Source organism: Lysinibacillus sp. PWR01 (assembly GCF_043359455.1).
In the GTDB taxonomy this organism is placed as follows: domain Bacteria; phylum Bacillota; class Bacilli; order Bacillales_A; family Planococcaceae; genus Lysinibacillus; species Lysinibacillus fusiformis_F.
Window position 1 is genome coordinate 13,309 of the sequence record NZ_JBHERJ010000089.1, and the last position, 12,110, is coordinate 25,418.

The 12,110-nt window shown below is 38.2% G+C and carries 14 protein-coding genes; 6 read left to right on the top strand and 8 right to left on the bottom strand.

Annotated features, from left to right (window positions below; translation table 11 throughout):
• The first annotated feature begins 24 nt into the window (after nt 1-24).
• Nucleotides 25-1,215 carry a transglutaminase domain-containing protein gene (locus ACEVFT_RS20340; protein WP_393951148.1) on the top strand — a complete coding sequence of 397 codons (1,191 nt, stop codon included), beginning with the start codon at nt 25-27 and terminating at the stop codon, nt 1,213-1,215.
• Here the strand turns inward: ACEVFT_RS20340 and ACEVFT_RS20345 are convergent.
• The 4 genes from ACEVFT_RS20345 to ytzI form a co-directional block, all read right to left on the bottom strand.
• Nucleotides 1,201-2,253 carry a metal ABC transporter solute-binding protein, Zn/Mn family gene (locus ACEVFT_RS20345; RefSeq protein ID WP_393951149.1) on the bottom strand — a complete coding sequence of 351 codons (1,053 nt, stop codon included), beginning with the start codon at nt 2,251-2,253 and terminating at the stop codon, nt 1,201-1,203. The genes ACEVFT_RS20340 and ACEVFT_RS20345 overlap by 15 nt on opposite strands.
• Before the next feature lie 109 nt (nt 2,254-2,362).
• On the bottom strand, nt 2,363-2,596 hold the full coding sequence (gene yidD / locus ACEVFT_RS20350; RefSeq protein ID WP_205445135.1) for a membrane protein insertion efficiency factor YidD: 234 nt from the start codon (nt 2,594-2,596) through the stop codon (nt 2,363-2,365).
• Nucleotides 2,593-2,754 (bottom strand): hypothetical protein, encoded by a 162-nt coding sequence (locus tag ACEVFT_RS20355; protein ID WP_342441340.1) that lies wholly within the window; start codon nt 2,752-2,754, stop codon nt 2,593-2,595. Before ACEVFT_RS20355 ends, yidD begins: the two co-directional genes overlap by 4 nt.
• A gap of 30 nt (nt 2,755-2,784) precedes the next feature.
• Nucleotides 2,785-2,931 (bottom strand): YtzI protein, encoded by a 147-nt coding sequence (gene ytzI / locus ACEVFT_RS20360; protein ID WP_205445131.1) that lies wholly within the window; start codon nt 2,929-2,931, stop codon nt 2,785-2,787.
• Between the two features lie 137 nt (nt 2,932-3,068).
• Between ytzI and ACEVFT_RS20365 the strand changes: the two genes are divergently transcribed.
• Complete coding sequence (locus ACEVFT_RS20365; RefSeq protein ID WP_016992524.1) at nt 3,069-3,386, top strand: hypothetical protein; 318 nt, start codon at nt 3,069-3,071, stop codon at nt 3,384-3,386.
• Nucleotides 3,387-3,432: 46 nt separating this feature from the next.
• On the opposite strand, the gene ACEVFT_RS20370 is transcribed toward ACEVFT_RS20365, so the two are convergent.
• The 4 genes from ACEVFT_RS20370 to ACEVFT_RS20385 form a co-directional block, all read right to left on the bottom strand.
• Nucleotides 3,433-4,104 (bottom strand): AroM family protein, encoded by a 672-nt coding sequence (locus tag ACEVFT_RS20370; protein ID WP_393951150.1) that lies wholly within the window; start codon nt 4,102-4,104, stop codon nt 3,433-3,435.
• Nucleotides 4,105-4,109: 5 nt separating this feature from the next.
• Nucleotides 4,110-5,252, bottom strand: a complete 1,143-nt coding sequence (locus ACEVFT_RS20375) for an amidohydrolase (RefSeq protein WP_393951151.1) — start codon at nt 5,250-5,252, stop codon at nt 4,110-4,112.
• On the bottom strand, nt 5,249-6,319 hold the full coding sequence (locus ACEVFT_RS20380; RefSeq protein WP_205445127.1) for an amidohydrolase family protein: 1,071 nt from the start codon (nt 6,317-6,319) through the stop codon (nt 5,249-5,251). The genes ACEVFT_RS20375 and ACEVFT_RS20380 overlap by 4 nt, the downstream gene beginning before the upstream one ends.
• Before the next feature lie 63 nt (nt 6,320-6,382).
• A complete protein-coding gene (locus ACEVFT_RS20385) occupies nt 6,383-7,984 on the bottom strand; it encodes an ABC transporter substrate-binding protein (protein WP_393951152.1) in 1,602 nt (533 codons plus the stop codon).
• A 219-nt stretch (nt 7,985-8,203) separates the two neighbouring features.
• On the opposite strand from ACEVFT_RS20385, the gene ACEVFT_RS20390 reads away from it, so the two are divergent.
• From ACEVFT_RS20390 to ACEVFT_RS20405, 4 genes are read left to right on the top strand one after another with little or no spacing between them, the layout of a single operon-like run.
• Nucleotides 8,204-9,166, top strand: coding sequence for an ABC transporter permease (locus ACEVFT_RS20390; protein ID WP_205445124.1), 963 nt, complete (start codon nt 8,204-8,206; stop codon nt 9,164-9,166).
• A gap of 2 nt (nt 9,167-9,168) precedes the next feature.
• Nucleotides 9,169-10,035: an ABC transporter permease gene (locus ACEVFT_RS20395; protein ID WP_205445122.1), complete on the top strand. Its 867-nt coding sequence runs from the start codon at nt 9,169-9,171 to the stop codon at nt 10,033-10,035.
• A gap of 17 nt (nt 10,036-10,052) precedes the next feature.
• Nucleotides 10,053-11,075 (top strand): ABC transporter ATP-binding protein, encoded by a 1,023-nt coding sequence (locus ACEVFT_RS20400; protein ID WP_205445120.1) that lies wholly within the window; start codon nt 10,053-10,055, stop codon nt 11,073-11,075.
• On the top strand, nt 11,059-12,066 hold the full coding sequence (locus ACEVFT_RS20405; protein WP_205445118.1) for an ABC transporter ATP-binding protein: 1,008 nt from the start codon (nt 11,059-11,061) through the stop codon (nt 12,064-12,066). Before ACEVFT_RS20400 ends, ACEVFT_RS20405 begins: the two co-directional genes overlap by 17 nt.
• Nucleotides 12,067-12,110 lie beyond the last annotated feature (44 nt).

Sequence of the window (12,110 nt, forward strand, 5' to 3'; positions counted from 1 at the left end):
ATTTAGTAAAGGAGAATGACTCATATGAGGAAATATATATATAATGTTGTCATTATATTATTTGTTCTACAAATGAGTCATGTGCAAGTATTTGCAAACTATGAAAAAGAAGATGTAGCAACAGCTCATACAATTGAAACACTACAATCTCTCATTAATAAAGAAGTTATGCAACTATCGTCCGAATTCTCGATTCGTTATACTGGTGATATAGCCGAGATAAAAGATGAACTAACGGACATTACTAAAAACGCGATTGAAAACTCTTATATTTATACTAATATTTCAAGTTTCCAATGGAAGTACGAAGGGTATAGCAATAATATTGTCATTGCATTTGCATTTACGTACCATTTATCACAAACGGAGGCGGTATTTGTAGAGCAAACCTTGGCGAATATTATTGCGCCTATGCATGGATTAAGTGACGTAGAAAAACTACAGGCTGCACATGATTTTATTGTCTTATCTGCGGAATACTCCAAGGAAACAGAAGGAAGTCAATATTCTCCTTATACATTATTAACGGAGAATAAGGGCGTCTGCCAGGCATATGCTTTAGTGCTATATCGAATGTTAGAAATGCTGGGCTTTGAGGTACAATATGTACCTGGAAAAGTAGGAGAACAGCTACATGCCTGGGTATTAGTGAAGCTTGATCATGCTTGGTATCATATTGATGTGACATGGGATGACCCTTTGCCAGATCGGAAAGGGGAAGTTCGCTATCAATATTTTTTAGTGTCGGATCGCCAATTAGCACAAGATCATACCTGGGACTATGCAAGCTTCCCTGCTGCAACAAGCGAGAAATATACGGAATTGCAGGAAGAAACGAAAAGACAAAGTTTAGCAATGCCAATACAACATCGTTTCAATCAAAATATGGGATTATCAATTATTGGAGAAAATAGGTTAGCAGTACAACAATTAGTGGAACAGCCGATGAAGCTTATTGCACAAAAAAACAATAAGCAAGACACTTTAGTTCAGTTTGACTTTACTGAATGGGCACCGATGCTAGTAGAAAGTAGTATAACGGCTTATGTTGCAATTCAGCCAAAAGCGAAGCATATGACTAAGCAAAAAACAATAAAGTGGCTAGCGTCTTTTTATCGAGCGGAGAAACGAATGCCACAAGAAAAATACGTCATAATAAAGGAGGTGTCCCATCCATTGCGGGGCACCTCCTTACTCATATTATTGAACGCTTAAAGCTTTTTCTAATGTTTGAATATTTTTTTGCATCAATGTGAAATAGGTTTCCTCATTTTTTTCATCATCAGCTGTTAATACGCTTAAATTATGCAAGACAAGAGATTCTGCACCTACTTCTTTTTGAATAACCTCTGCTAATTTTGAAGAGACATTTTGTTCAAATAAAATATAGTGAATATGCAATTCATTTGCTTTGTCTACAATCTTTGTTAATTCCTTTTGGGATGGCTCATTTTGTGAATTCAAGCCAGCAATCGGCACTTGAGTTAAGCCGTATTGACCTGCAATATAGCCAAATGCAGCATGTGATACAAAGAATGTTTTATTTTGTGCTTTGTCAGTCATTGCTTTAAAATCTTGATCTAAATCCTGTAACTCTTTTACTAATGCATCATAATTTGTGTTAAAAGTTGCCTCCTGCGCCGGCATTTTTTCAACTAATGTGTTTTTAATAGCCAGTGCTAAATCTTGACTAATTGTAGGAGATAACCAAACATGTGGATCGATATCGCCATGCTCATGCTCGTCATGTCCATGTTCTTCACCTTCATGTTCGTGCTCATGCTCTTCCTCTGTGGCACCGTGCTCATGCTCGTCATGTGTGTCTGCTTCATGTTCTTCATCTTCCGCATGCACATGCCCTGTGCTGACAGCTAATTTTTCATCTGAAACTGCATCAGCAGTTGCCACCATTGTAACATCTTCGTTCGCTAATGTTTTTTTAGCGTTTTCTACAAAGCCTTCAAGTCCTAATCCAATATAGAAAAAGATATCAGCATCTGCTAATTTCATCATATCTTTTTGTGTTGGTTCGAAGGTATGTTCATTTGCACCAGCTGGGTAAATGGAAGATACTTCAACATAATCGCCACCAATGCGCTGTGCAAAATAGCTTAACGGATAAACCGTTGTATAAATGTTTAACTTATCTTTTTCCTCAGTCTTTTGGGCTGTGGACGATTTGTCTCCACCTCCACAGGCGGCAGTAAATAAAGCAAGAACTGCGACTAGCAATACTAAATACAGTTTTTTCATATAATAAGATACCTCTCTTAAATAGTAATCATTACGATTTATTTTTTAGAACAGTTATTATGATAACGCACAACTTAAAAAAGTACAAGAAAAAAATGCCCTCCGAAAATTAATTCTTTTTCGAAGGCCATTTTTCAGGCACAGGATCAAAGCCACCAGGATGAAATGGATGGCATTTGGATATACGTGTAATCGTTAAAAGGAAACCTTTGAATGCACCGTGCTTTTGAAAAGCTTCGAGGCCATAAGAAGAACAGGTAGGATGAAAACGACAAGTCGGTGGCGTCATAGGTGAAATGAATTTTCTATAAAACCGAATGAGCCAAATAAAGGGGTATTTCATCGCTGCTCTTCCTTTTGCTGAGCTGTGATTTGTTCAGGCTTTGGATCAATTGTTTGTGTAAAGATATTATTTTTTTTCTTCATAATGATAATGACGGAAACGCCAAACATTAGCATCATCATGGCAATCATAATGATAATTGGTAAAGGTACGCCCATTGCTTTCACTCCAAATTCAAGTAATGATAATTAATTCTCCTCTTGATGATAGCTTTGCTTCGGTTTTTCATCAACAGTATGTTTAAAGGCATAGGCACGGTTGACACTGATAATCGTCGCAAGGGTGATAAAGATAACGATGATAACTGCGACTATTAAGAGCGTAGTTAAACTCATAGTATTCACTCCGTTCTTTATTCATCATACCTATTATAAATTATCTGGTCCTATTAATTGTGAAGGAAGTTTGACATAAAAGCGAATAAAACAACACCTATCACTCCATACTATGGAAAAAGGAGTGAATCATAAAGATGGATCGTCAGCGCGTATATTTTTCACTTGCCAATAGAACTTATTATACAAATCCATATGCAGGACCATGGAATTTTGAACTGAATGTAGATCGACAAGCATTAGATGTTTTTGAGAGGATCTTTCAGCAAATGCAGCTGTTGGAAATTTCGAATGCATGGCGTGCACAGTTACCGTATATACAGTATCACCTAGATAGGGAAAATGATGAAATAGATAAAAGATTAATGAAAATCTATGCACTTGTTCATGAATATGGGGATGATGATACGAAGGCATTCGTTGAGCAGCTTCCTTATTTTAATAAACGTGTCTAGCGAATAAGGGAAAAGGTCACTAATTCAGAAGTGACCTTTTCTTCTATTAACAAATGGCTTTTAAAATTGTAAAAACCGCCTCTCGAGGGACGATGATGGGGATAGTGAGTTGATCTTTAATCATGTTTTTCATCGTTGTGGAATAGCCCATGCAATCAAGGATAAGCAAATCCGCTCCTCGCTCTTCTAATTGTTGTGCATTTGCCAATAAATGTTGCTGATCAAAGTGGTATGGGGAGCTAGCTGAAAAAGTTACATCGAACTGTGCTTTTTGCCATTTCTCTGCAACTGTTCGTTGTTGTTCTGGTTCGGGACCTATTAAACCAATGGCTAATTTTGTATGTAACCCTTTCACTAAATTCGTCATCATACGATCAGGCAGTAAAAGATTTTTATAGGATAATTTATTCGTAAAATCTCCTGTACACATAAGTAGTATCCAAGTGAATTCATGTAGATCATCAATGCATCTCTGAATATAGGGCATAAGCTTTTGTTTACTGAGCTTTACTTGTTGACCATTGGTAAGAAGTGTCACTAACACATCAGTATCTTCACGAGAAGGAGAAAGGGTAGTAATTTCCTCTAAGGAAAGTGAATCCAGTACACCGAATTCATGAACATGTAAACCTGCTTCTCTTAATTGCTGTATATCCTCTGCCATATCTTTGCGTGGTGCCTGACCAATTGTTACAACGGCAATTTTCGAATGTTGCATTGTGCTCACTCCGCTTCGTAATATTTTTGTCCATTTACATAAGTTTGTAAAACCTTTGCTTCTGTTTCAAAAATAGGATGTGACCAAACAACAAAATCAGCATCTTTGCCTTCCTCAAGACTACCAATGCGATGATCTAGCTGTACGAGTTTAGCTGCGTTGATCGTAATACTTTTGAGGGCTGTGTCTTCATCTAAACCATAACGAATCGCTTCTGTGGCACAATATTTTAAGTATTGAATTGGTACGAATGGATGATCTGTCATGATGGCGAACGGAATATTATGCTCTTTAAAAATGGCTGCAATTGCTGGAGTAGAATGACGCGTTTCATATTTAGATGGTGTTAACATATAAGGGCCAAGCGTTGCATGAAACCCACTATTTTTAATGGCATCGACAATGAGATAGCCTTCTGTACAATGCTCTAAATGAAGCTGCACATTAAATTCTTTGGCAATTCTAATAGCTGTCATAATGTCATCTGCTCTATGACAGTGAAGGCGAAGGGGCATGTCGCCTCGAAGTACCTCAATAAATGGGCGTAACTCAGCATTTTGTTTAATTTGTTCTGCTCGTTGTTGTTCATTGAGTTGACTGGCACGTTGGAAACCATCCCGTAAAAGCTGTGCAATGGCCATACGAGTCATTGGCTTGCGTTTATACTGATTGCCAAAGACGTTTTTCGGATTTTCCCCTAGGGCGCCCTTTAAACCACTTCTTTCTACTAAAACTCGAGAGGCAAGGGTAGGTCCTGCTGTTTTAAGAATACTCCAAATGCCACCAATGACATTGGCACTACCTGGACCGGTTTGTACAGTGGTTACGCCACCTTCTAACGCATGTTGAAAGGAAAAGTGTCGGATATCTACACTATCTAAAGCGTGCATAAGAGGTGTAAAGGGTTCGCTATATTCATTGGCATCATTAATGTCTTCAGTAACTTCAGCCCACGTTCCAACATGGGCATGAATATCAATTAACCCTGGTGTGACATAAGCTCCCTGTAGATCAACTAGCTCTGCTTGTGGGGGGATTTCTTTCGCTGGACCAATATAGACAATACGCCCATCTTCGATCCATAACTGCTCACAAGTATCGTTTTGTTCATTGACTGTAAGAAACTTTGCATGATGATAAATAATCATTGTGTAAACCCTTCTTCCCGTGCATAAACTTTTGTTCCTTTAATATAGGTTGCGACAACCTGTGCATCTAAATCTAATGGATGCTTATCCCAAATCACAAAATCAGCAAAAAGACCATCACATATAGCGCCTGTTTTGTGGGCGATACCAAGGAAATTTGCAGCTCCTGTTGTTAGAGCATATAGCACATCCTGACGTGTCATACCTTCTCTTACAGCTAAACAACCTTCTAACGTTAGATGAGAGGTGCTACTAACGGGATGATCTGTACAAAAAACAAATGGAATATTGTGTTTGGACAGCTGGTGATACAGTTTTGGTGATAGCGCCATCATCTCATTATGCTCGATATATCGAAATGTTGGACCAGCAATAATTGTATTGAAGGATGTCTCCTGAAGGAGCGGAACTTCAGTGCCATGGATAATATGAAAATCGAAAATCGAAGCAAATTCTTGTTGAAGGCGGCTAATGAATTCAAGATCAACGGCTTTGTGTGCTCGAATAACGATTTTTTTAATCGACGGTTCTTGCTGCTGAATTTGTTGTAATGTTTCTCTTAAAATTTTGGCGATGCCCATGCGAGTGAGTGGTTTTTTCTTTTCAGCGAAAAATGTACTTTTTGCCTGATGTCCAATAGAGAAGGAATACGCCACATCTTTTGAAAGGACCATTTCATCAACGGTTGTATGTGTATGATGAATAATAGCCGTTTTTGCACCGATCAAGCTTTTAGGAGAGGGAACAATATGAGAGGCTGTCACCCCATGAGATATGGCTTTTTGAAATGCAGTATCAAATGGATAAATACCATCAACTACAGAATATTGCAGATGTGAATCAAATTCATAGCTATCATCACCCTCCCAACGAATTCCTATTTCGGCTAAACCGATTTGTGAACAGCTATCGATAAAGCCAGGTGTAATATAGTAGCCATCTAAATCCAATTCTGTTTCGGCTAGGCTAGTAGCGGATTCAAAGTATTGCCCTTGTACTTGAAACGATTGTTTAGTAAAGCTACGAGTCTCGGAATTAAAAACAAGTCCATTTATATATCGAGTCATTGGATCAGATCTCTCCTTATGAAGAGAAAAGCGGAGACGATCATCTCCACTTTTCCAGTTCAATTATTTAGTAATGGATACGTTTGTACCATTCGGATGTACAATTTGTACGGAGTTATCAGCAGAAACCTCAAAGCCCTGTACTTTTTTGTTTACACCTGCAACCGTTTGTGTCGCCTCTAATTCAATACGTGGCACATCAGCTAAAATCAGCTTTAATGCTTCTTGGTATAATTTTGCACGATCTTCTTGCACCACTGTTTCAGATACGGCACGCTCTAATAATTTATCCACTTCTGGGTTGCTGTAACCTTTACCATTTCCTAACGCACCAATTTGATTTGTATGGAATAACTGATAAAGGAAGAAATATGGATCTGGATACCAAGTCCAGCCACCAATATTCATTGGCGCATTACCCTTTGCGACAGTATCACTGTAAGTACCCCATTCAAGCACTTTAATTTCCACATCAATGTTTAAGTTTTTCTTTAACTGACTTTGGAAAATCGTTGCGTAAGGAACACGTGCTTCTGATACGAAAATGTCTGTCTTGAAGCCATCAGGATAGCCTGCTTCAGCTAGTAATTTTTTTGCTTCTTCTGGATTATATTTTGGTACTAAATCAACTAACGATTTATCATACCCCCATGAACCAGGTGGTAATGGTAAGTATGAAACATCACCGCCACCCCATTGGTTAACGCCAGAAATGATTTCCTCTACATTTGTTGCCATATAAATAGCTTCACGAACGCGTTTGTCAGCAGTCGGACCTACTTTGTTATTAAGATCAAGGTAAACAATGGATAGACCTGGATTTGTTAAAAGCTCAAGGTTGCTATCTTGGTTGATGATTTCACGGTTTTGGCCTTTGACATCCATGGCGATATCAATATCTCCAGAACGTAATGCATTCGTCATCATATTTTGATCGGAGATAAACTTCATTGTTAAGTTATCGATATTCGGCTTATCACCCCAATAATTTTCGTGACGAACTAATTTTACCTCTTGATCTTTTTTCCACTCTGTTAATTGGAATGGACCTGTACCAATAAAGTGTTCAGAAAAATTATCGCCCCAGCCTTCAATCTCTTCTTTTGGAATAATGATATTCCCTGCATCCGTTAGCATAGCAAGTAGGGCAGCATTCGGTGTGGCTAAGTGAACTTCTACTTCATAATCAGATAGCACTTTCACCTCTGTCACACCACTTAAACGATTCATAGCGGATTCTTTGGCAGAGCGTTCTAAAGAGTATTTCACATCTTCAGCTGTCATTTCACGGCCATCTTGATATTGACCTTTTTGGAATTTTACACCTTCGCGTAATTTGAACGTGTAAACTAACATATCCTCTGAAACATTCCATTCTGTTGCTAATGAAGGGATGATATCGGATAGATCTTTGTTATAAACAACTAACGTATCACCCATTTGACGCATTACCTGTGATTCATAAACCCCCGTGTATTTGATAGGGTCAAATGTTTTGGCATTGGCTGACAGACCGACATTTAATGTGCCGCCTGAAGTAGCTTCTCCGTCTTTTTCATCTGTTGAAGTACTTTTTTCATTGTTCCCACCACAAGCAGCTAAAACACCAATTAGTAAAGTTAACAAGAGAAGTAGTAAAGACTTTCTTACGTTTAATTTCTTCATATGCACTAGCCTCCTTAGTTTTTGTTTCACAATATGAACCGTTGATTCAAAAATGGTAGGTTCGAGAATAAAATTAGCACACTTGTAAACAGAAAGTAAATAAAAAATTACAAAGATTCAGAAAAAAATATATTTACAAACAATTATTAAGTGGTGTAGTATGTGGTTATTCACAATATGAACCACTGATTCTAATAATGAAAAGGAGGTCTTGCTAAGATGGGCTCATTTATTTTAAAAAGGTTAGTTAACCTCATCCCCACACTGCTAGTAGTAGGGATTATCGTCTTTATTATTACGCGAATGATTCCTGGTGACCCGGCTTCAGTCATGCTTGGACCACAAGCTAGTGTAGAAGATGTAGAGAATTTAAGAGAAGAGCTAGGTTTAAATAAATCCATGCCTTCGCAATTTATTTCATATGTAGGAGATCTAGCACAGTTAAATTTAGGATATTCCTATTCTTATAGTGAGTCTGTCATCGGGCTTATTCTCGAAAGGTTCCCTAACACAGTGATACTGGCATTGGCAGCATTGTTAATAGCAGTCGTGATTGGTATTCCAGCAGGAATATTTGCAGCGAGAAAGCAAAATACAATGATTGATTACGTTGTTATGCTTGTGTCATTAGTTGGTGTATCCATGCCAATTTTCTGGTTGGGCATCATGCTTGTTTTATTCTTTAGTGTTAACCTTGGTTGGTTCCCTGCGACTGGGATGGGGAATATCAGCGATGGCCTATGGACCTATTTGAAGCATTTAATTTTGCCAGCATTTGCTTTAGCAACAATTCCAATGGCGACATTTGCACGGATTACCCGTTCAAGTATGTTAGAGGTTATTTCGCAAGATTATATTAAAACAGCTCGTTCTAAAGGTATTAAAGAATATTTAGTGATTGGTAAACACGCATTTAAAAATGCCTTAACACCGATTTTAACGGTGCTAGGAATGCAAATTTCTAATTTACTGGGCGGGGCAGTATTAACAGAAACGATTTTTAGTTGGCCTGGTATGGGTCGATTAATTGTAGATGCCATTGATAAACGTGACTTTGTAGTCGTACAAGGTACTGTTATTTTCATTGCGTTTATCTTTGTGCTTGTTAATTTAGTAGTTGATGTGCTTTATAAAGTGGTCAATCCTAAGGTCAATTTAGAATCGGATGGAGGGAAAAAATAACAATGACTCAAGCAATCGTCAATGAAACGAGAAAAAGAAATACGTTATTGCGCAAGTTGCTAAAAAATAAATTAGCGACAATTGGGTTAATCATTGTCACCTTAATGGGTATTGTTGCTATTTTTGCCCCATTGATTGCTACCCATCCACCGAATGAAATGATTGTCGGTAAATCATTTTTACCAATGAATACAGAAGGACATCTATTAGGAACAGATAACTATGGTCGTGATTTGTTTAGTCGCTTAGTTTACGGTACACGCATATCGATGATTGTTGGGATTGCAGCGGTGCTATTTGGTGCTGTGTTTGGCACACTGTTAGGTTTAGTAGCAGGGTATTTTGGTGGTCGCATTGATTCGATCATCATGCGCACAATGGATGGTCTTTTCGCATTTCCGTTTATTTTACTAGCTATTACGTTAATGACGGTATTAGGGCAAGGACTTGTCAACGTTATTGTTGCGATTGGTATTGCTAATATTCCAGGTTTCGCACGACTTGTTCGTGGACAGGTTTTAAGTGTAAAAGAGGAAGAATTCGTTGAAGTGACGCATTCTTTAGGTGCTACACATACGAGAATCATTTTTAGCCATATATTACCGAACTGTTTAGCTCCTTTAATTGTCTATGGAACGATGAGTACAGCTGGCGCTATTATTTCAGAGGCTGCCCTTAGCTTTTTAGGATTAGGCGTTCAACCACCGACAGCTTCATGGGGCAGTATTTTAAAAGATGGTAAAGACTTTTTAGTATTAAATCCCCAAATGGCGACATTTTCAGGCATCTGTATTTTATTAACAGTTCTTGGGATTAACCTTTTAGGGGATGGATTGCGCGATGCATTAGATCCGAAAATGAAAGTTTAATGGAAGGGGGTGGAGTCATGACTGAACGTTTACTGGATGTAGAAAACTTAACAGTAGAATTTAAAAGTGGCGGCTCTACAATGAAAGCTGTTAATGGAGTAAATTTACAATTAAATAAGAAGGAAACACTAGGTATTGTGGGAGAGTCAGGATCAGGAAAAAGTGTGACAGCCACTGCTCTCATGCGTTTAATTCCATCTCCGCCAGGAAAAATAACGAATGGAAAAATTCTATTTAATGGCCGCGATTTAATAGGAATTTCTGAAAAGGAAATGCGCAATGTGCGAGGCAATGACATATCAATGATTTTCCAAGATCCAATTACAAGTTTGAATCCTGTATTAACGGTGGGCAATCAAATTATTGAAGTCATTCAAGCACATGAAACAATATCGAAGAAAGATGCAGCTATCAAAGCCGTTGATATGTTAAAAATGGTTGGTATTCCTGAGCCAGAGAAACGATTAAAAATGTATCCTCACGAATTTTCAGGAGGAATGCGTCAGCGTGTCATGATTGCTATTGCCCTTGCTTGTAACCCGAAACTACTCATTGCTGATGAGCCAACAACTGCACTGGATGTCACTGTACAAGCTCAAATTCTTGATTTAATGAAAAAGTTACAACAAGAACACGATACAGCCATCATTATGATTACGCACGATTTAGGTGTGGTTTGGGAACTATGTGACAAAGTAAATGTTATGTATGCAGGTCGTACAGTAGAGTCTACTACAACAAGACAGCTCTATGAAAAACCGTTACATCCCTATACGTGGGGATTATTAGAGTCTCAAATTACAATGGGGACACAAGAGCAACAAAGGTTGCCAGCCATTCCAGGTAGCCCGCCAGATTTAACGATGCCACATAGTGGTTGTCACTTCTCAGCACGCTGCCCTTTAGCAACAGATATTTGTCGTAGTACGGTGCCTGATTTAGTGGAAGTACAGGACAACCATTTTGTAGCCTGTCATTTACAAGCAAAAGATCGAATTGTCGCAAGGAAGGAGGGAATTTTTAATGCAACAGCACAATGAACTTGTCTTAAAGGTAAGTAATTTAAAAAAGCACTTTCCCATTAAAAGTTCAATTCCTTTTAAAAAATCAACACAATTTGTGAAAGCGGTAGATGGTGTAAGTTTTGAATTATATAAAGGGGAGACACTGGGGATTGTGGGCGAATCGGGTTGTGGTAAATCGACGGTTGCTCGTTTAATCAACCAGCTAATCTCACCAACAGAGGGAATGGTTGAATTTAAGGGGACAGATTTAGCAAGCTTAAATACAAAAGATATCCGCGTTGCTCGAAAATCCATACAAATGGTTTTCCAAAATCCTTATGCATCACTCGATCCTCGGAAAACGATTGAATACCTTATTGCTGAGCCACTAGTTATCCATGGTATTGGTGATGATGCATCACGTAAAAAGCGTGTTATTGAATTACTTGAAACAGTTGGATTAAGTGCATACCATGCAAAGCGCCATCCACATGAGTTTTCTGGTGGACAAAGACAACGCATTAATATTGCTCGGGCTCTTGCACTCAATCCAGATATTGTTGTATGTGATGAACCTGTTTCAGCATTAGATGTCTCTGTACAGGCACAGGTGATCAATCTATTAAAAGATTTACAGAAAGAATTCGGCTTAACCTATATTTTTATTTCACATGATTTAAATGTCGTGAACTACATGTGTGATCGGATTGCCGTCATGTATTTAGGGAAAATAGTGGAAATTGGCACATACAAGGAAATATATGAAAACCCTCAACATCCCTATACACAAGCCTTGTTATCAGCCATTCCTAAGGAAAATCCTTTTGATAAAAAGGAACGCATTATATTATCTGGCGATGTTCCAAGCCCAGTAAATCCTCCTAGTGGCTGTGCATTCCATAAGCGTTGTCGTTTCGCTACAGAAAAATGTGCAGACGTTCAACCGACACTTGATACAGTAACAGCTACACATCAAGTATCATGTCATTTATTTACGTCAATACAGCAAGAAGTATCATCGATTTAACGAAATGTATATTTTATTGAAGCAGAAAAAGGAGCGGACTGATT